17 protein-coding genes and 1 tRNA gene are annotated in these 19,648 nt (G+C 55.8%); 9 read left to right on the forward strand and 9 right to left on the reverse strand.

The annotated features are described in order from the left end of the window. Window positions 1–122 precede the first annotated feature (122 nt). Window positions 123–1,112 (forward strand): GGDEF domain-containing protein, encoded by a 990-nt coding sequence (locus tag ACOI8A_RS17745; protein WP_420646695.1) that lies wholly within the window; start codon window positions 123–125, stop codon window positions 1,110–1,112. A gap of 31 nt (window positions 1,113–1,143) precedes the next feature. Here the strand turns inward: ACOI8A_RS17745 and ACOI8A_RS17750 are convergent, their stop codons facing one another. The 3 genes from ACOI8A_RS17750 to gabD all read right to left on the reverse strand — a co-directional run bounded on the left by ACOI8A_RS17750 (window position 1,144) and on the right by gabD (window position 5,403). Beyond that, window positions 1,144–2,355 carry an HDOD domain-containing protein gene (locus tag ACOI8A_RS17750; protein ID WP_420646694.1) on the reverse strand — a complete coding sequence of 404 codons (1,212 nt, stop codon included), beginning with the start codon at window positions 2,353–2,355 and terminating at the stop codon, window positions 1,144–1,146. A 141-nt stretch (window positions 2,356–2,496) separates the two neighbouring features. Next, window positions 2,497–3,774, reverse strand: coding sequence for a 4-aminobutyrate--2-oxoglutarate transaminase (gene gabT, locus ACOI8A_RS17755; RefSeq protein ID WP_420646693.1), 1,278 nt, complete (start codon window positions 3,772–3,774; stop codon window positions 2,497–2,499). A 186-nt stretch (window positions 3,775–3,960) separates the two neighbouring features. Continuing rightward, window positions 3,961–5,403, reverse strand: coding sequence for an NADP-dependent succinate-semialdehyde dehydrogenase (gabD, locus tag ACOI8A_RS17760; protein WP_420646692.1), 1,443 nt, complete (start codon window positions 5,401–5,403; stop codon window positions 3,961–3,963). Between the two features lie 351 nt (window positions 5,404–5,754). Here gabD and ACOI8A_RS17765 point away from each other — a divergent pair. Then, a tRNA-Arg gene (locus tag ACOI8A_RS17765) sits at window positions 5,755–5,831 on the forward strand. Window positions 5,832–5,899: 68 nt separating this feature from the next. Here ACOI8A_RS17765 and ACOI8A_RS17770 read toward each other — a convergent pair. Next, on the reverse strand, window positions 5,900–6,826 hold the full coding sequence (locus tag ACOI8A_RS17770; protein ID WP_420651044.1) for a DUF5655 domain-containing protein: 927 nt from the start codon (window positions 6,824–6,826) through the stop codon (window positions 5,900–5,902). Between the two features lie 238 nt (window positions 6,827–7,064). Between ACOI8A_RS17770 and ACOI8A_RS17775 the strand changes: the two genes are divergently transcribed. Genes ACOI8A_RS17775 through ACOI8A_RS17805 form a run of 7 tightly spaced genes read left to right on the forward strand, consistent with a single transcriptional unit; the run spans window position 7,065 to window position 15,787 of the window. Next, window positions 7,065–7,346 carry a hypothetical protein gene (locus tag ACOI8A_RS17775; RefSeq protein WP_420651043.1) on the forward strand — a complete coding sequence of 94 codons (282 nt, stop codon included), beginning with the start codon at window positions 7,065–7,067 and terminating at the stop codon, window positions 7,344–7,346. Beyond that, window positions 7,310–7,960 (forward strand): restriction endonuclease subunit S, encoded by a 651-nt coding sequence (locus ACOI8A_RS17780; RefSeq protein ID WP_420651042.1) that lies wholly within the window; start codon window positions 7,310–7,312, stop codon window positions 7,958–7,960. The genes ACOI8A_RS17775 and ACOI8A_RS17780 overlap by 37 nt, the downstream gene beginning before the upstream one ends. 2 nt (window positions 7,961–7,962) lie before the next feature. Continuing rightward, complete coding sequence (locus ACOI8A_RS17785) at window positions 7,963–9,483, forward strand: type I restriction-modification system subunit M (protein ID WP_420651041.1); 1,521 nt, start codon at window positions 7,963–7,965, stop codon at window positions 9,481–9,483. Continuing rightward, on the forward strand, window positions 9,476–10,687 hold the full coding sequence (locus ACOI8A_RS17790; protein ID WP_420651040.1) for a restriction endonuclease subunit S: 1,212 nt from the start codon (window positions 9,476–9,478) through the stop codon (window positions 10,685–10,687). Before ACOI8A_RS17785 ends, ACOI8A_RS17790 begins: the two co-directional genes overlap by 8 nt. Continuing rightward, the gene (locus tag ACOI8A_RS17795; protein ID WP_420651039.1) at window positions 10,688–11,692 is read left to right on the forward strand and encodes a virulence RhuM family protein; all 1,005 of its coding nucleotides are present in this window, start codon (window positions 10,688–10,690) and stop codon (window positions 11,690–11,692) included. A gap of 28 nt (window positions 11,693–11,720) precedes the next feature. Continuing rightward, window positions 11,721–14,996 carry a type I restriction endonuclease subunit R gene (locus ACOI8A_RS17800; RefSeq protein ID WP_420651038.1) on the forward strand — a complete coding sequence of 1,092 codons (3,276 nt, stop codon included), beginning with the start codon at window positions 11,721–11,723 and terminating at the stop codon, window positions 14,994–14,996. Beyond that, window positions 14,993–15,787 carry a M48 family metallopeptidase gene (locus ACOI8A_RS17805; RefSeq protein WP_420651037.1) on the forward strand — a complete coding sequence of 265 codons (795 nt, stop codon included), beginning with the start codon at window positions 14,993–14,995 and terminating at the stop codon, window positions 15,785–15,787. The genes ACOI8A_RS17800 and ACOI8A_RS17805 overlap by 4 nt, the downstream gene beginning before the upstream one ends. Window positions 15,788–15,825: 38 nt before the next feature. Here the strand turns inward: ACOI8A_RS17805 and ACOI8A_RS17810 are convergent, their stop codons facing one another. From ACOI8A_RS17810 to ACOI8A_RS17830, 5 genes are all read right to left on the reverse strand, one after another. Beyond that, entirely contained in the window at window positions 15,826–16,098 is a 273-nt protein-coding gene (locus ACOI8A_RS17810) for a hypothetical protein (protein ID WP_420651036.1), read from the reverse strand. 20 nt (window positions 16,099–16,118) lie between these two features. Continuing rightward, entirely contained in the window at window positions 16,119–16,694 is a 576-nt protein-coding gene (locus tag ACOI8A_RS17815) for a hypothetical protein (protein ID WP_420651035.1), read from the reverse strand. Continuing rightward, window positions 16,691–17,272 (reverse strand): RNA polymerase sigma factor, encoded by a 582-nt coding sequence (locus tag ACOI8A_RS17820; RefSeq protein ID WP_420651057.1) that lies wholly within the window; start codon window positions 17,270–17,272, stop codon window positions 16,691–16,693. The genes ACOI8A_RS17815 and ACOI8A_RS17820 overlap by 4 nt, the downstream gene beginning before the upstream one ends. Before the next feature lie 29 nt (window positions 17,273–17,301). Next, window positions 17,302–18,993, reverse strand: coding sequence for a vWA domain-containing protein (locus ACOI8A_RS17825; protein WP_420651034.1), 1,692 nt, complete (start codon window positions 18,991–18,993; stop codon window positions 17,302–17,304). Between the two features lie 87 nt (window positions 18,994–19,080). Further along, window positions 19,081–19,641, reverse strand: a complete 561-nt coding sequence (locus tag ACOI8A_RS17830; protein WP_420651033.1) for a YbhB/YbcL family Raf kinase inhibitor-like protein — start codon at window positions 19,639–19,641, stop codon at window positions 19,081–19,083. Window positions 19,642–19,648 lie beyond the last annotated feature (7 nt).

Genomic DNA, 19,648 nt, shown 5'->3' on the forward strand with positions numbered 1-19,648 from the left:
GACCCGGGCGCACCCTTTGGAACTTCCCCTTCAATCCCCTATCTCAATGACACTTCGCCACCCCCGGCGGGTTGAACCGTGGCCGTTGTCGACTTGCGGCACGCCTTTTGAGATTGGTGCCGATGGTCAACAACAACCAAAAAGACTCATCCCTCCCCCAGTGGCCAGAAGCCGCGCAAACCCTCATGGCTTTGATGCACGCCCAAGGCGAAGTCGCTCGACTGAGCGAGCGCGAACAGCTGTTCAGTTCGCTGCTGGTCAGCGTCAACGCGGTGCTTTGGGCGTTTGACTGGGAAACCCGTCAGGTGCTTTACGTCAGCCCGGCCTATGAGCGGATTTTCGGCCGCTCCGCTGCACTGCTGATGGCCGACTACAACCAGTGGCGTGACAGCATCTACCCCGACGATCTGGACTACGCCGAGCGCAGCCTCGCCGACGTGCTGCACAAAGGCGCGGTGGAAGACCGTGAGTACCGGATCATCGCCGCCGACGGCCAGGTGCGCTGGATCAGCGACAAATGCTTTATCAACCGCCAGGACGAACCCGGCCAACCGGTGATCATCGTCGGCATTGCCGAAGACATCACCGAAAAGAAGCAGATGGAAAGCGAGCTGCAACGCCTGGCCACCACCGATGTGCTGACCCAGAGCAGCAACCGCCGACACTTCTTCGAATGCGCCCACCGCGAGTTCGCGCAGGCGCGCCTGCAAGGCGCGCCGCTGGCATTTCTGTTGCTGGATATCGATGATTTCAAGCTGATCAACGACACCTACGGCCATCAGGAGGGCGACAGCGTTTTGCAGAAGATTGCCGAGTGCGGACGCGCGTCATTGCGCCGGGGCGATCTGTTTGGACGGATTGGTGGTGAGGAGTTTGCGGCGGTGTTTCCGGGCTGTGCGCCGGACATGGCGATGCAAGTCGCCGAGCGGTTGCAGAAGGAGATTCAGCGGTTGAGTTTCAGCCATGGTGAACAGACGTTTGGCGTCACCGTCAGTCAGGGATTGACCAGCATGACCGCTGACGATGAAAGCCTCGACAGCCTGTTCGCCCGGGCGGATGCTTCGATGTACGAAGCCAAACGCCAAGGCAAAAACCGCATTATCTCCGGTTAACGCAACTCCCTGTGGGAGCGGCGGCGCTGCATTATTTACGCATGCGCATCAGTTCAGGCAAACCGATCTTGAGCAACCGCGCCGTGCGACTCTTCGCCAGCTCTTCAATGCCCTCATGCTCGGTCAGCCGCGCCATCTGCGCGGCCATGTTCATCACCAGCGCTTCACGCGAATACACCCCGCCACCGAGCTGATACACCGCCGCAATCAACTCGCGCAGTTCCAGCGGCAGCCGCCAGCGGGTGCGCAGCGCCGACCCGTAACCGGCACCGAATTCCGCCAGCGCCTCGCCGACCTCTTCAAGATCATCCAGCTCGCCGCCAGCCTGCTTCCATTCCTGCAAACAACGCAGCAGCGCCAGATCGCCGAGACGATGCAGCATGCCGGCGCAATAACAGCGCTCCTGATCCAGAGCGAGCAGCCGCGCCAGAGTGCGTGCGTACTCAGCGGTGTGCAGTGACAATCCCCAGTAACGCTCGGCGTAGTCCGCCAGACACGGATCGCTGAGTTTCGCGCTGCGCTTGAGCGACAGACCAAGAATCAGGTTCATGCTTTGTCCGGTGCCCAGCCGATGCAGGGCCTGCGCCAGCGTCTGCACCGGCGCACCGTGATGCTGCGCGGCGCTGTTGGCGGCGGCGATCAACACCGCAGTGATCTGAGGATCCTTACGGAATTCATCCTCCAACACCTTCAGATCAAGGCCATTGGGATTGAGACTGCGTTTGACCGCCACTTGCACGTCGGTCATCAACGGCGCGCCGTCGGCCTGCTCGCGGCGTCGTTCGAGGAACACCGACAGCGTCATGCCGGCGGCCAATGCCGGCACTTCGCAAAACACTTCTTCGCCCGCATCGAGCAGCAGATCCTGCAAGCGCTGGGTCAGGCTTTCCATGTTCAGCGGTTTGGTCAGATACGCCAGCGGCGCCAGCGGCAGGGCTTCGCGCACGCTGGCGCTGTCGTTGCGGCTGCTCATCAGAATGAACGGCAGCGGCGGATTGCGTTTGCGCTGACGCACGCTGCGTAACACGCTCAAACCGTCGATGCCGGGCAATTCCCAGTCGACAATGGCCAGGTCATAGGGCACGTCGCGCAGCAGCGACATCGCCTCTTGGCCATCGGCACACAGATCGAGCCGCGCATCGCAACGCACGTTGAGCAACACTTGTTTAAGCAGGTCACGAGACCAGGGGTCGGCCTCGGCAATCAGCACTCTCGGTACGGCGGGTAAATCAACGGCAGTCATGCGCGCGCTCCCTTGCAATGCTTGAACCTTAGCCAATGCTGGCGTTTCGATACAGCCCTCAATCGCCGGTTGTGTTTCAACAGGCGAAAAAAAACCCGCCGCGGCGGGTTTTTTGTCGATCCGATCACACGGTGCTGCGGATTACAGCTCCGAGAAGCATTCTTCGATGATCGCCAGACCTTTGTCCAGTTGCTCGTCCGGCGAGGTCAGCGGTACGAGTACGCGCAGAACGTTGCCGTAAGTGCCGCAGGACAGCAGGATCAGGCCCTTGTCGCGGGCCTTGGCCACAACCGATGCCACGGCAGCAGCATTCGGTTTGTGGCTGTCGCCGTTTTCGAACAGCTCGACCGCGATCATCGCGCCCAGTGCCCGCACTTCGCCGATCACCGGGTACTTGGCTTGAATCGCCTTCAGGCCAGTCACCAGACGCTCGCCAACCGCCTTGCAGCGATCCAGCAGGTTTTCTTCTTCGAACACTTCCATCACGGCCAGAGCAGCGGCGCACGCGATCGGGCTGCCGGCATAAGTGCCGCCCAAGCCACCTGGCGCGATGGCGTCCATGTACTCGGCCTTGCCGCACACACCGGCCAGCGGGAAGCCGCCAGCGATGGATTTGGCGAAGGTGGTCAGGTCGGCGGCAACGCCCATCTGTTCCATGGCGAAGAAGGTACCGGTACGGCCAGCGCCAGTCTGCACTTCATCAGCGATCAACAGGATGCCGTGCTGGTCGCACAGCGCACGCAGGCGCTTCATGAAGTCTTTCGGCGCGACGTAGAAACCACCTTCGCCCTGAACCGGCTCGATGATGATCGCGGCGATGTCTTTCGGCTCGGCGTCGTTCTTGAAGATGCGTTCAATGCTGGCGATCGAATCGTCAGTGCTCACGCCGTGCAGTTCGTTCGGGTACAGCGCGCGGAAGATGCCGCCCGGCATCAGACCCATGCCGGCCGAGTACGGCACGACTTTACCGGTCAGGCCCAGAGTCATCATGGTGCGACCGTGGTAAGCGCCGGTGAAGGCGATCACGCCAGCACGGCCAGTGGCGGCACGGGCGATTTTCACGGCGTTCTCGACGGCTTCGGAACCGGTGGTGACCAGCAAGGTTTTCTTGGCGAAATCGCCCGGCACCTTGGCGTTCACTTTCTCGCACAGTTCCACGTACGGCTCGTAGGCCAGAACCTGGAAGCAGGTGTGAGTCAGCTTGTTCAGTTGCTCGGTCACGGCAGCGATGATTTTCGGGTGCAGGTGACCGGTGTTCAGCACGGCGATACCGCCGGCGAAGTCGATGAACTCGCGACCTTCAACGTCGGTGACGGTAGCGTTCTTCGCGGACTCGGCGAAGATTGGGTGAATCTGGCCTACTCCACGTGGGACAGCTGCGGTACGGCGGGCCATCAGTTCAGCGTTAGTCTTGCTCATTACAGTCCTCATTCGCCGCTCATCGGGCGGCGTGGCTCAAGGATGAAGCAGCGGGGAATCAGCGGCGGCAGCATGCGATGATCGACTGCCACGGCGTTCCCGGCCGCAGAGAAAATTGCGGTTTGCAGCGGCGCAAAGGGACAGCGCTCTCGTGCCCTTCGCGCTTGAAACGTTCTCTGACCGGGCTTAGATACCCAGGCAGAGGTATTTGATTTCCAGGTAATCTTCGATGCCGTACTTGGAGCCTTCGCGACCCAGACCCGAGGCCTTGATGCCGCCGAACGGCGCGACTTCGTTGGAGATCAGCCCGGTGTTGACGCCGACCATGCCGTATTCCAGCGCTTCAGCCACACGGAACACACGACCCAGATCACGCGCATAGAAGTACGACGCCAGCCCGAACTCGGTGTCGTTGGACATCGCGATCACTTCGGCTTCGTCTTTGAAGCGGAACAGCGGCGCCAGTGGGCCGAAGGTTTCTTCCTTGGCCACGGCAGCGTTTTTCGGCACGTTGGTGAGGATGGTCGGCTCGAAGAAGTTGCCCTCGATGACCTTGCCACCGGCCAGCACGGTCGCGCCTTTGCTGATCGCGTCAGCAATGTGCTCTTGCACCTTGGCCACGGCTTTCTCGTCGATGAGCGGACCAGTGGTGGTGCCGTCTTCCAGACCGTTGCCGATCTTCAGCTTGGCGACTGCCACTTTGAGTTTCTCGGCGAACGCGTCGTACACCGAATCCTGAATGTACAGACGGTTGGCGCAGACGCAGGTCTGGCCGTTGTTGCGATATTTGGAAATGATCGCGCCTTCGACGGCCTTATCCAGATCCGCGTCGTCGAACACGATGAACGGCGCGTTGCCGCCCAGTTCCAGCGAGACTTTCTTGATGTCCTTGGCGCATTCGGCCATCAGCTGACGACCGATTTCGGTCGAGCCGGTGAAGGACAATTTACGCACGATCGGGTTGCTGGTCAGCTCGCTGCCGATGTCGCCGGCGCTGCCGGACACCACGCTGAACACACCGGCAGGAATGCCCGCGCGCTGGGCCAGTTCGGCCAGAGCGAATGCAGAGAATGGGGTTTGCGAAGCAGGCTTGAGCACCATGGTGCAACCGGCGGCCAGGGCCGGGCCGGCTTTACGGGTGATCATCGCGGCAGGGAAGTTCCACGGGGTGATTGCAGCGGTCACGCCGATTGGCTGCTTGATCACGATCAGGCGCTTGTCTGGCTGGTGGCCAGGAATCACGTCACCGTAGATGCGCTTGGCTTCTTCGGCGAACCACTCGATAAACGAAGCGGCGTAAACGATTTCGCCCTTGGCTTCGGCCAGCGGCTTGCCTTGCTCGAGGGTCATCAGGCGAGCCAAGTCGTCCTGGTTTTCGATGATCAGCTCGAACCAGCGACGCAGCTTGTTCGCGCGGTCCTTGGCGGTCAGTGCACGCCAGGCCGGCAGCGCCTTGTCAGCGGCTTCAATGGCACGGCGGGTTTCGGCAGCGCCCATCTTCGGCACGGTACCGAGAATTTCACCGGTGGCCGGGTTGTTGACCTTGATCGTCTGACCGTTGTCCGCATCGACCCAAGCGCCATCGATGAAGGCTTGCTGGCGGAACAACTGGGTGTCTTTAAGCTGCATGTCGGCTTTCCTTAACAGCACCGCGACGGGCGCGGAGCAAAATTATGATTGTAGAAAGGCGCCTCGCAAGGCTGCCGTCAGGGAAATCATTCACCGGGCTGAAGCACGTATATAGCGCACGACTGGCAACGCGTGCGGCTCAGCATCCAGACAAGGAGCGTTTGAAATCTCAAACGAATCCTAGGTTCAAAGGGGTTAAAGGACAATAGGACGTTCGAAAAAAAGAACAAAAACGCCGCATTCACGCATTTTTCCCGATCAACGTAGCAAACGCGCGTTACAGCTTAAAAAAACACAGGCGATTCAGCAGCATGGACGCCCGCAATGCATATGCGTATCATGGCGCCCGCTGCACCAGTAGCTCAGCTGGATAGAGTACTGCCCTCCGAAGGCAGGGGTCGTGGGTTCGAATCCCGCCTGGTGCACCATAGATAGAAACGAAAAAGCCTCAGGCCGTAAGGTCTGGGGCTTTTTTGTGCTTGAGCTTTTGGGAGAGCTAGTTCTCTTGGTAGCTGCGCTCAATTAGAACCTTGGCCAATTCCAAATCAGCCTGAGTACGCAGACTCAATTCCAGATCACCAGTACCCCAGTGACCGATGTTGCGCACATCGCGGCTGAACCCCTCAACAAGCTCGACCGAATCGGGATTGAGTTTCAGGTAAAGCTGTAAGCGTTTGGATTGCACCACCAAACTGGCGAAATTTTTCAGACGACGGTAGGCGACGTAGAGCTTCAAGTGCTTTTCTTGTACGTCATCACCGAAAGAATGCACATAGCTGTTGGTCTGCTCGAGGAGCTCAGAGACTTCTTTCGTCGCCTGACTAAGTTGTTCCTGCCAGGTTTTGTCCTTAGCAACAGATGCAAATTTACTCGTATCAGCTTCCACCGCCTTGCTCGTTGCTGAGGCATTACCAGTGCTCACCGCATTGACCAACTCAAGCAGCAACAGATCATCAGCAAACAACTTGTAGCGAATCAGTTCGATATTGCGCTGAATCAGCTGCACGGCGTGCTGATCGTAGCGGGTAAAATCCGCCGCGATACACAGCAACCGCGTTCCACCCCACTCGATCTGTTCGGCAGCGTCTTTTCCTAATTTTTCCATCACCAGCCAACGAAATTCTGCTTGGTGATCTAGTAACCAGTCGAGATAGAACAAGCCCTGATTGATCACATTTTCATTGCTGTGTCGTTTGTATTCGACGATTACGGGACAGCCATTCTCATCGAGACCCAAGGAGTCGATACGTCCCTTGTGAGTCTTGCCAGTCGCATATTCAGATGCGAGAAAACGCACCCCGAGAAAGGTTTCCATATGCGCTTCGAGCAGGGATTGCAGTTGTTTTTCCACCGCGACTGCTCTGCCCGGAAGCTCACATGGACCGTTGGCCAAACCCAAACGAAAGAGCTGAATATCGCTCATCCAAATTCCTTTTCAGCGAGCAGCCGTGACGGTGAAAACCGAAATCTGCAAAAGTCTTCCGAGAAATCGCAACCCCATAGAAGCGCTACTGCAAAAAATAACATTTGACGACAAAGTGTTTCGGAGCGATATTGTCTCGCCACCAATCAAGTAGCAGCGCTACAGACAAAAATTGGGGGTGCGGCAGGGTGCAACCTGCCGCGATTGCAATAACTGACCCGTTAGGAGAGCTAAAGCTATGAAACTTTACCAAATCAACTACGACCTGCGTAAGCAGCGCGACTACCAATCCCTATATGAACGGATCAAAGGTTACGGTTCTTGGTGCCGACCTCTTGAATCCTGCTGGATTATCGCTACCGATCATACCGCAGTGCAGGTTCGCGACAATCTGCAAGCGGCTCTAGATAACGATGACGGGATATTGGTTACCCGACTTCAGGGAGAGTCTGCTTGGAAAGGCCTTTCTGATGAAGTTGCGCAGTGGCTGAAGAACCAAGCACCAAACTGCACGGTTTGAGTGTTTTGCGCCAAGGATGGCGCTTCTACTTTGGGAAACCTATGCCAACCCGATTATGCACATTGAGCGACGTGGCGAACGTCCGATCCGGCTACACGTTCCGAGGAGCGCTGGAAAACAATCCGGACGGCGACCTCAGAGTCCTGCAGATAAAGGACCTGCGCCAGCGGGCCGTGATCGACGCCGACGCACTGATTTCAGTCAGTTGGGAGGGAAGTAAAAAACCTCCACTACTGGAAGACGGAGATATCGCCGTGGTCGCTCGGGGCGATAGCAATACCGCCGCACTATATAAAGAAGGGCAACGGATAGTGGCGACAAGCCAATTTTTCATCGTCAGCCGCAAAACAGCAGAAATCTCACCGGAATATCTTTGCTGGATGATCAACCTCCCACAAAGCCAACGAAGCCTCGAACGAAACGGCAGCAGTATTCAGGCCATCAGCAAAGCATCATTGATGAGCATGCCAATCCCGTTACCGTCGCTGGAAACCCAGGCAAAACTGACCAATTTGCAGCGCCTCTGGGATGAAGAGGATCAATTGATCGCCCAGCTCCATACGAATCGTGAACAAATGCTCCAGGGCATTTATCAGCAACTTATTAAGGAATGACCATGAGCGGCAAAGTAAAACAGGACGACATCAACAAGGCGCTATGGGCGGCTTGCGATATCTTCCGCGGCACGATCAGCGCCGACACCTACAAAGACTTCATCCTGACCATGCTCTTCCTGAAGTACATCAGCGATGTCTGGCAGGATCATTACGACACCTACCAAAAGCAGTATGGCGATGAGCCTGAGCTGATCGAAGAGATGCTCAAGAACGAACGCTTCGTGTTACCGCGTGACGCCAGCTACTACACGCTGTACGACAAGCGCCACGAACCAGGCAACGGCGAGCGAATCGACCAGGCCCTGCACGCTATCGAAGAAGCCAACGGCACCAAGCTCAAGGACGCTGGCAAAAGCGTGTTCCAGGACATCTCCTTCAACACCGATCGTCTGGGTGAAGAGAAGCAGAAGAACACCATTTTGCGTGACCTGCTTCAGGAGTTTGCCAAGGCTGAACTCAACCTAAAGCCGTCTCGCGTCGGTAGCTTGGACGTGATCGGTAACGCTTACGAATACCTGATCAAGAATTTCGCAACCAACGGCGGACAAAAGGCGGGCGAGTTCTATACCCCGCCAGAGGTTTCCGAGTTGATCGCCGAACTGCTTGATCCACAACCGGGCGATACCATTTGCGATCCGGCCTGCGGCTCCGCCTCGCTCCTTATGAAGTGCGGACGCAAAGTGCGTGAGCACCACAACAGCAAGAACTACGCACTCTATGGACAGGAAGCCATCGGCTCTACTTGGTCCATGGCCAAGATGAACATGTTTCTGCATGGTGAGGACAACCACAAAATCGAATGGGGCGACACGCTGCGCAATCCTAAATTGCTCGACCAGAATTGCCAGCTGTTGAAGTTCGATATCGTGACCGCGAACCCACCGTTTTCTCTGGATAAGTGGGGACATGACATCGCCGAGAGCGATCATTTCGGGCGATTCAAGCGTGGCCTCCCACCAAAAACCAAGGGCGACTACGCATTCATTTTGCATATGATCGAAACACTGAAACCCAAAACTGGGCGTATGGCAGTGGTTGTTCCTCATGGTGTGCTTTTCCGAGGCGCCAGTGAGGGCAAGATTCGCCAAGAGCTGATTGACGAGAATCTACTAGATGCCGTAATTGGACTGCCAGAGAAGCTTTTTTACGGCACTGGAATACCGGCCGCAATATTAGTATTCAGCAGAGCCAAAATAGACAATAGCGTGCTGTTTATTGATGCAAGTCGCGAGTACAACTCTGGAAAAAATCAGAATGTACTCGGCGAAGACCACATAAATAATATTCTCCTAACATATCGCCACCGAATCAACTCCGACAAATATAGCCATCGCGCTAGCCTTCAAGAGATACGCGACAACGATTACAATCTGAATATCGCGCGCTTTGTAAACACATTTGAAGAAGAAGTAGAGATAGATCTAATTGCGGTCAGAGCTAAACGCGAGCAACTGAAGGCACAGCTGAAAACCTTGGAAGAGGAAATGGATCGCTTGCTAAAGGATCTCGGCTATGTTTAAAGAGACCATTAAAAAAAATCTTCCACCCTCGTGGCATGAGTCTTTAATTAAGGACATATCCGACGTAGTGCGCGGCAGCTCTCCAAGGCCTGCCGGTAGCCCATTATATTTTGATGGAGATTTTCTACCATGGACAACAGTAGCAGACTTAACTAAAGACGAAGGGATGTACTTAGAAAAGACTAGAAGCATGTTAACCGAGGAAGGGGCTAAACTAACTAGAACTATACATCCTGGCACCCTACTGCTTACTAATAGTGGCGCAACACTAGGTGTACCTAAGATTTCTCGCATAAAAAGCGGAGCTAATGACGGTATAGCAATGCTTTTAAATTTAAAGGGCGTAACCACCGAGTACGCTTATTACTTTTTATCGAGTAAAACACAATTTTTCCGAGAGGTTATTGCCCCGGGAGTTGGCCAACCAAACTTAAATACCGATTTAATAGGCGGAATTACGATCCCAATCCCGCCGATCTTAGAACAGAACCAAATTACGAAAATACTTTCTACGTGGGATCATGCCATAACCATCATCAACCAGCTGATTGCAATCGCAAAAAACGAACAGCAAGCAATCTCGGGAAGTTTACTCTCAGGAAAAAAGAGGTTCCCTAACTTTGGCAACTGGAAGAACAAAGTCATTGGAGATTTAATTAACGAAAACAGAGCCCAAGGAACCACTGGAAATATAGCTAAAAAGCTTACGGTTCGACTTTACGGCCAAGGTGTTATAGCAAAAAACGAGAAAAGGCTAGGCAGCGAATCAACCAAATACTACACAAGATCAGCAGGCCAGTTTATCTATAGTAAGTTGGACTTCCTGAATGGTGCGTTTGGTATTATCCCAGAGCACTTGGACGGCTATGAATCGACTTTAGATCTACCTGCTTTTGATTTTAAAGAGTCAGTAGACACCCTCTGGTTCTTAAAGTACGTTTCTCAGGAATCCTTCTACAAATCTAATATTGACTTGGCGAATGGTGGAAGAAAAGCAAGGCGCGTTAATCCAGCTGATTTTCTTAAAATTAAAATTAGCGTTCCTCCTTATGAGGAGCAGAAAAAAATTTCTTGGGCTATTTCAGTCGCAAACCGTGAAATCGAAGTGTTGCAATTCAAACTCAATTGCTTGAAGCAAGAGAAGAAAGCGCTCATGCAACAACTGCTCACCGGCAAACGTCGTGTCAAGGTCGAGGCCGCATAAATGACCATCAACGACCTGATCCTCTACAGCACCGAAGACGGTTTGGCGCAGTTCACGCTGCGTGAAATGAACGGTCAGGTCTGGCTCACTCAACTCGAGCTGGCCGAGCTGTATCAGTCCAGCAAGCAGAACATCAGCAAGCACATTCAGGCGGTTTTGGCCGATGGCGAGCTGGCCGAACCGGCAGTTGTCAACTCTAAGTTGACAACTGCCGCTGACGGCAAGGAATACCTGACGCAGCTCTACGCGCTGCCGATGATCATCGCTATTGGCTACCGAGTCCGTTCAAGCCGTGGCTCGCAATTTCGCCAATGGGCCACGCGAACCCTGAGCGAGTACATGCTCAAAGGCTTCGTGATGGACGACGCTCGTCTGAAGGAGCCCCGCTGGGATTACTTCGATGAGCTGCTGGAACGCATCCGCGACATACGGTCGTCGGAGAAGCGTTTCTATCAGAAGGTTCGTGATTTGTTCTGCCTGGCCGAGGACTATCGCGCCAATGAGCAAGACACCGCACGGTTGTTCGCCGAAGTGCAGAACAAACTGTTTTTTGCCGTAACTGGGCATACCGCTGCCGAGCTGATCGTACGCCGCGCCGATGCCAGCGTGCCGAACATGAACTTGCTCAGCTTCAAGGGAGACCGCGTACGCAAGGCGGATGTGGTGGTCGCCAAGAATTACCTTAATGGCGAGGAACTGGATCAGCTCAATCGTCTGGTCAGCATGTTTCTGGACTTCGCTGAACTGCGCGCCAAACAACGCCAACACCTGAAGCTGGAAAACTGGCGACAGTACATCGACAGCTTCATGGCGTTCAACGAGCAGCCATTGTTGCGCTCGGCGGGCAGTGTCAGCCACGAACACATGAAGCAAGTCGTTCATGAGCGATACGAAGACTTCGATCAGAAGCGCCGAAAAATAGAGGCCATAGCAGTGGACACTCAGGAACTTCAAGAACTGGAAGACCTGGAAAAACGCGTGCGTAGCAGCAAGAAGCCCCAATGAAGTCCGTGCCACACAAGGAATTTGCTCAATGATTAGCGGCCCGAAATTTCAGGAAGAATACAGCGCGAAATTGCCTGCGCTGACCCTGCTCAGCAACCTGGGCTGGGATTTCCTGTCGCCAGAACAGGCGCTGGCCGCCAGATCCGGCAAAACCGATGAAGTGGTACTGCGTGACCTTCTTCGCGAACAACTGAGTAAACGGCGATTCACGTTTGCAGGTAACGAATACCCGTTGTCAGCGAAGTCCATTGATAACCTCGTCAGTGAGATCTGCAGCCCCGCTCTGAACGAAGGACTGCAAGCGGCCAATGAAAAGCTTTACAACCACTTGCTGTATGGCATTTCGGTGACAGAGTTCATTGATGGTAAACGGGCGAATCCGACCATTGCTTTGATTGACTGGCAGGATCTGTCCAACAACAGCTTTGTGTTCACCGAAGAGTTCCGCGTGCTGCGCAGCGCTGGAGTGGATACTCGGCGGCCGGATATCGTTTGCTTTGTTAACGGTATCCCGTTGGTGGTGATTGAAGCCAAGCGCCCGGATGGTCACGCCAAGAAAGGCCCGACCATTGATGCCGGAATATCACAAAGCCTGCGCAACCAGCGCCACGATGAAATTCCTCGACTGTTTGCCTACAGCCAACTGCTGCTCTCAATCAATGGCAGTGACGGCCGCTATGCAACGTGCGGAACCGATCAGAAGTTTTGGGCAGCTTGGCGCGATGAAGATCTCTGCACGGCCAAACAGCACGCCATCAAGAATCAGCCCCTGAGCGCTGAACAGAAAAACGCACTGTTTTCTCATCGCAATCCAGACGACCTTCGCTGGTATGAAGGTTTGTTGGCGGATGGGGATCTTGCGGTGACCGGGCAGGATCAACTGCTGATTGGCCTGCTCTCCCCTACACGCTTGTTGGAAATGACGCGTTACTTCACGTTGTTTGACCAAAAGGCCGGCAAGATCGTCGCACGCTATCAACAGGTTTTCGGTATCAAGCGATTGATCGATCGTGTCCGCCTCAAGCGCAAGGATGGGGGCCGTGAGGGTGGGGTGATCTGGCACACCACGGGTTCCGGCAAGTCTTTCACCATGGTGTTCCTGAGCAAGGCGTTGATTCTCCACGACGACCTTAAACAATGCCGAATCGTGGTGGTTACCGACCGCATCGACCTGGAAAACCAGTTGAGCAAAACCTTCGCCTCAAGTGGTGAGCTCTCCGGCAAAAGAGACTGGGTCTCTGCCATGGCGACCTCGGGTACTCGCCTCGCCGAACAGATCGGTCGCGGTCATGAGCGCATCATTTTTTCGCTGATCCAGAAATTCAACAGCGCCACCAAACTGCCGGAATGCATCAATACGAGCTCCGACATTATTGTGTTGATCGACGAAGGTCACCGCAGCCAAGGTGGTGAAAACAACATCCGCATGAAACAAGCGCTGCCGAATGCGGCGTTCGTGGCGTTCACCGGCACGCCACTGTTGAAAAAAGACAAAACCACCAACAAGTTCGGCCCCATTGTCCATGCCTACACCATGCAGCGAGCGGTGGAAGACAAAGCAGTCACGCCACTTCTCTATGAGGAGCGTAAACCTGATCTGGATGTAAATGACCGGGCAATAGACAGCTGGTTTGCACGCATTACCGAGGGCCTGACGGAAGAACAGAAGACAGATCTGAAGCGAAAATTTGCCAAAAAGCAGCGGATTTACTCCGCTGAAGATCGTATTCGGCTGATTGCTTTGGACATCGCCAACCATTTTGTAAAAAACGTCGACAACGGTCTCAAAGGGCAGCTCGCTTGTGAAAGCAAAGCTGAGGCCGTCAAGTACAAGATGTATCTGGACGAAGCAGGTTTATTCGAAAGCGCTCTCGTGATGAGCCCGCCGGACAGCCGTGAGGGCAATCTGGAGATCGACGAGTCAAACATTCCGGAAGTGACCCAATGGTGGAACAAAAACGTTGGTAGCACTAATGAACAGACCTATACCAGACAGGTGATCGAGCGCTTCGAAAAGGATGATTCGCTCAAACTTCTGATCGTTGTAGACAAACTGCTGACCGGGTTCGATGAACCAAAGAACAGCGTTTTGTACATCGACAAGCCACTCAAAGAGCACAACCTGATTCAAGCGATTGCCCGGGTCAACCGGTTGCACCCACTGAAGAAGTTCGGCTTGCTGATTGACTATCGCGGCATCCTCACTGAGCTCGACACCACGATTCAGAAGTACCAGGACTTGGCATCACGCACGCAGGGCGGCTATGACATCAATGACATCGCCGGTCTCTACGATCCGATGAGCAGTGAGTACAAACGCCTGCCCTCTCTTTACAAAAATCTGTGGGCGATCTTTGCCAACGTTAAAAACAAGGGTGATATCGAGCAACTGCGTCATGTGCTGGTGCCGAGGATGCAAGAGCTTGATGGTGAGTTCGTGGATATCAACCTCAAGGTTCGCGAGGACTTCTACGATGCACTGACCGAGTTTGCGTCTTGCTTGAAGGTAGCGTTGCAGTCGGCTTCATTTTTCGAAGACACCAGCTTCAGCGAGGCGGATCGAACGCATTACAAGGAAACGCTCCAGCAGCTTTCCAGCTTGAGAATGCTCGCCAAGCAAGACGCGGGTGAAACCATTAGCTACGACGAATACTCCGAACGGGTGCGTAAGCTGCTTGATAAACATGTGGTCGGTGTAGAGGTGCGAGAGCCTAAAGGCACATATGAAGTCGGCAGGATGGGGCAGAAACAGCCTGAGGAGTGGCCTGAGGAAAAAACCCGAAACGAGACTGACATCATCAAGACTCGGGTGAGCAAGATGATTGAGCAGGATCTTAAAGACGATCCCTATGCTCAAGAGGCCTTTTCCAAACTACTGCGCCAGGCTATTGAGGAAGCAGAAAAGCTCTTCGATCACCCACTCAAGCAGTACATGTTGTTTCATGAATTCGAACAACAGGTGCAGTCGCGCAAACTGGATGAGCTACCGGATGCGTTTGTGGGTAACAAACATGCGCAGGCCTACTACGGCGTGTTCAAGAAGACCCTGCCTGATACGTTTGCGGCACTTGATGCACAAGCTCAGGACATGTGGGTCAAGCTAGCCTTCAGCCTCGAGGAAATGGTTACCGCGTCCGTCGCCGAACATTCGATTAATCCACAAAACATTGAAGCGGATATTCGCAAGAAACTGCTGCCACTGATGTTCAAGGAGTGCAAGGCAATCGGTGCCGGGATGGACCAAGCGAAAGTCATCGTCGAAACGGTGGTTCAGATCACTCGCGTGGGACTTGGAGCCGCATGAGCGTTCCCATACTTTTGCCGGAAGCTCATGGACGCGCTGCAAAACACTGGCTTAGCTTTCACTACGCTGATGAGCTCATTGTCGTGGAGCGCGCATCCAAAGCACGACAAGTACCGCGCCTGCTGATCAAGGTCGACCCGGACTGTCGAGTATCGGTGCAGGCACCTTCCAGTGCGAATGATGAGGAAGTGCTGCAAGCGTTAAAAAAACGTGGGCGTTGGATTTACCAGCAACTGCGTCAGTTTCGGGCCAACTCGGCGCACGTGACACCACGCCAGTACATCAGCGGAGAAAGTCATTACTACTTGGGCAAACAACACGTGCTCAAAGTGATAGAGGCTCCTGCCGATGTTCCGCAAGTGCGTTTGCTAAGGGGAAAACTGGAAGTTTCTGTCAGGCAGAAGAAGGCCGAGACGGTGCGTGAGCATCTCAGAGCCTGGTACAGGGTCAGGGCTCGTGACGTGTTCAATCGCCGCTTAACAGCTGTGCTTGAGCAAACGCTTTGGGTCGTGAACGAACCGCCCTTACGCATTCAAACGATGCAGACTCAGTGGGGCAGTTGCTCACCCAATGGTCGGATCACCTTGAACCCCCATCTGGTTAAAACACCGCGCGAATGCATTGACTACGTAATTCTTCACGAGCTCTGCCACATCGCAGAACACAATCACAGCGAACGATTTTACCGGCTGATGAAGCAGGTTATGCCCCATTGGGAAAAGGTCAAAGCTCGGCTGGACGGGATGGCTGCGCTTGTACTCAGCGATTTAGCAAGAGTTGACGAAAAGTAGGCGAACGCACACAAGAGTGGAGGCGGCTATCGCGCCCTTCACTCCGTCGTCCAATCAAACTCATCATAATCATCGTCGTCCTCTTCATCCTCCCCAACCTCCTCCTCAAAGACGTCCTCTTCCTCAAGCACATCTTCTTCCGGCTGGTTCAGCAGAAATTCCTTACGCGTCTCGGTGATCGCGCGGCGCATTTCGTCGCCCTTCGCAGGGCAGTTGAGGAGTTGGGCGATGCGGTCGATTTTTGGTGCCACGGTGGTCTCCAGCGCATCGGCAATGCCTCGATAATGCGCGTTTTTGCGCGGCACTGCCAAATGGCTGGAGGATTGGTTGGTCAGTTTTTGCGGATTTTTTTCAGTCGCAGGTCGAGATCGACGTTCGGGTAGCGTTTGTGCAGGTTGTTGAACAGGGTGTCGGCGGCTTGCGCTTGGCCGGATTCGCGCAGGCGCAGGACTTCTCGCAGTTGCTCGTCGAGACCGTTGACCGGTGCGGCGGCGCGTTTGGCGACTTTGGCTTCGTCCGCGATGTCGGCGCTGATCGATTCGCTTTGCATTGGCGCAGCCATTTCGGCCATCGGTGCGCGCGCGGCGATTGAGCGGGCTTCTTTACGCGCGACTGGTGCGGCAGGTTTGGCGGCCGGGGCGAAATCGTATTCAGGCACAGGTTCCGGCGCGCGCTGTACCAGCGACAGCATCAGCGCCACGCCGACCAGGCTGGCAAACGCCACTTGATAACGCGGTTTGCGGCACGCCTGGAGCCAGCGCTGCCATAAATCGGGCTTCGGTGCCGGGACTTGGCGCAGGGCCGCATTGAGAATGAACGCATCAAGCTGCGCCGACGGTTCGGCGTCGTGCTGTTGGCGAACGTGTTTGAGCAGTTGCTCTTCGGGTGTCTGGCGGGCGTCAGTCATGTCAGTACCTCCTCGGCCAGCAGCCGACGCAGTTTTTGCTGGGCGTAGCGCATGCGGCTTTTCACGGTTTCCAGCGGTGTTTCGGTGAGGCTGGCGATTTGCGCCAGGTCGAGGTCGCCATGGGCGCGCAGCAGGAATACTTCACGCTGGTCGGAGGGCAGGGTTTGCAGGGCGCTCTCCAAACGTTGGCTGTCACGACTGAGCGACAAGAGTTGCTCGGGGTCGCTGGCGTCGTCGCTGATGGCGTGGGTCTGTTCGTCGTAGCTGTCGTGCAGCGGTTGCCGGGCGCCGTGTTTGCGCCAGTGATCGATCAGGCGATTGCGCGCGATCTGGAACAGCCACGTACGAAATGTCGCGCGGCCTTGTGGCTGACTGGTGCTGCGGATCAGGCTTAGCCAGGTTTCCTGAAACACTTCGTCCGCCAGCTCCGGTTTACCGCTAAGGCCCAGCAAGAACCGATACAAGCCCTCACGATGGCGGGCGTACAAGATCTCGAACGCCGCGCCGTCGCCCTCGCGATAACGCGCCAGCAGCGCTTCGTCGCTGCTGGCTTCGGGGCTGTCTGCGGTGGCAAACAGCTGCGTGATGAAGCCTTTCAGTCGGCTCACTATTCAATCCGTTGTTGGCTGTCGGTCGGATTCGACGCGGTAGTTGTGCGCAGACTCTGCGCCAGCTCCACCAGTTGCAGGAACTCGCTACGCAGGCCGAAGCGGTCGTCGCCACGGGCGCCACGCGCTAGCGCTTCGGTGTCTTTCAGGCTGAATTCGCCAGTATAGCGACCGTCCTTGAGCTGCTGGGAGAACGCCGCGACCGCAGCGGCGAAGCGCAGATCCTCACTGGCCGGCGTGACCTGATTGGCAATCGGTCGCTCGATCAGCAGACTTTTCCCACCTTCCGGCTGTTGATAACGCACACGCAGCATGGCCAGTTCTCCGTTATTCCCGGACATTTCGGCGCCGGTTTTTCCGTAGCGCAGCGGTTCCAGCCAACCCCTCTCACCCACCGGAACAATTTCATACAACGCAGTCACGGTATGTCCTGCGCCTATTTCACCGGCATCGACTTTGTCATTGCTGAAATCCTCACGTTTCAAGGCGCGGTTTTCGTAACCGAGCAGGCGATATTCGCTGACCTGCGCCGGGTTGAATTCCACCTGTAACTTGACGTTTTTCGCCACCACGGCGAGGGTCGAGCCGAGCTGATCCACCAGCACTTTGCGCGCCTCGCGCAGATTGTCGATGTAGGCATAATTGCCATCGCCAGCGTCGGCCAGCTGTTCCATCAAGTGTTCATTGTAGTTATCCACACCGAAACCCAGAGTCGTCAGGGAAATCCCGGTCTTGCGTTTATCCACAGCCATTTGTTTGAGGCTGTCGAAGTCGCTGACTCCGACGTTGAAGTCACCGTCGGTGGCCAGCAGGATGCGGTTGATGCCCTTGGGGATAAATGCCTGTTGCGCCATCTGATAGGCCAGTTCGATGCCTGATGCGCCAGCGGTCGAACCGCCCGCAGTCAATTGCTCGATGGCGCTGCGAATTTTGGCTTTTTCGCGTCCGGAAGTTGGCTCCAGCACCACTCTGGATTCGCCGGCATACACCACCAGCGACACGCGATCCTGCTCGCGCAGCTGATCGACCAATAATTTCAGCGTGCTTTTGACCATCGGCAAGCCTTCGCGGCGATCCATCGAACCGGAGACGTCCACCAGAAACACCAGATTGGCCGGGGCCAGTTCCGCCACGGCGCGGTCGGAGGCTTTGATGCCGATGCGCAGCAAACGTGTGCGCGGATTCCATGGCGCGGCGGCCAGTTCGGTGGTCACGCCGAACGGCGAGCCATCGCTGGGCAGCGCGTAGTTGTAGGGGAAATAGTTGACCATTTCTTCCAGCCGCACCGCGCCTTCCGGTGGCAGGCGCCCCTGATTGAGCAGGCGGCGGACGTTGGCATAAGCGCCGGTGTCGACGTCAGCGCTGAAGGTCGAAACCGGGGTTTCGGCAACGCTGTGGATCGGGTTATCCGCCAGCGCCTGATACTGCTCGCGCTGTTCGTCACGATAGCCCTGTGGATAACTTTCACCAGCCGGCATCGGCGCAAAACTGGCCATGGGCGCCGCACGCACGCTGCGTTTGGCCAGCGCGCCGTCAGCCTGCAACGCTTCGTGTTGCACTGCAGATTCAGGCTGAGCCGCAGGCGTCACAACGGCGGAGTCAGGATTGGAAGAAACGCCGCACCCGGCGATCGCCAGCAGCACACCGAGGGCGACAGGTCGCAACGAAGACAAAGGCAGGGAAAGGGACATGGGGGCTGACCTCAGGAGGAAATTGATCCATTCATCCTGTGAGACGGGCAGCCCTTTCCGTTCGGGTTAAACGCCCTGAAAAAATTTTCAGCGGTGATAACGCCGCACCGCACTGCTGTTGCGCAGCACATGACCTTTGATCTTTTCCATCAGCTCGGCGCGGCTCAGACCGGCAGGCAGGGCGTCCGGCGCCAGATCCAATGCGTAGATCTGGATGATGTAATGGTGCGCACTGTCGCCGACCGGCGGGCACGGCCCCATATAGTGCGTGTTGCCTTTACTGTTGGTGCCGCCAACGCCTTCCAGAGCCGACTTGGCGCCGACGCCAGCGGCAATCTGCCGGGTGGTCGATTTGATGCCGTAATGAATCCAGTGATCAACGCCCAGGCCCTTCTGACCGTCCGGATCGTGCATCACGATGGCGTAGCTTTGGGTGCCTGCAGGCCCGGCGTTCCAGCTCAGGGCCGGCGACTGGTTCTTGCCGCCGCAGCCGCTGGCATCGCTGGCCGCCGCCGAGGTGAACAGACGGTTATCCGAAACACCCGGAATGCTCAGGGTGAAGCGCTCCTGGGCCTGCGCCGGAAACTGCACGCAAAGGGCGACAGTAACGGCCGCCAGCCAAGGGTTGAGAGAGGTCAATCGGGTCATTCCGGGA

The sequence above is a fragment of the Pseudomonas sp. P4795 genome (assembly GCF_048822895.1).
Taxonomy (GTDB): domain Bacteria; phylum Pseudomonadota; class Gammaproteobacteria; order Pseudomonadales; family Pseudomonadaceae; genus Aquipseudomonas.